A 210-nucleotide genomic window follows, 5' to 3' on the forward strand; every position below is an offset into this window, starting at 1 on the left:
GGGAGCGTCGAGGCGCCCGCCCAGGCGAGAACCGCGACGACGCCGATCGCCGCCAGCTCCCCGCCAGTCAGTTGGAACCCCAGCGCGTCGAGCGCGACCACGCCGGTCGCACCGCCGATAAACCCGGACAGCGCTGTCGCCCCGATCTCCCAGACCGCCGGCCCGAACCACAGCCCGCCGACGAGCCCGCCGGCGCCGAGGACTCGGTCG

General features: G+C 75.7%; 1 pseudogene. It reads right to left on the reverse strand.

What is annotated here, in order from left to right:
* A pseudogene (locus tag EXE44_RS19960) lies at positions 1-210 on the reverse strand (hypothetical protein); the annotation flags it as partial.

The organism is Halorubrum sp. SS7 (assembly GCF_005435055.1).
Lineage (GTDB): Archaea > Halobacteriota > Halobacteria > Halobacteriales > Haloferacaceae > Halorubrum > Halorubrum salinarum.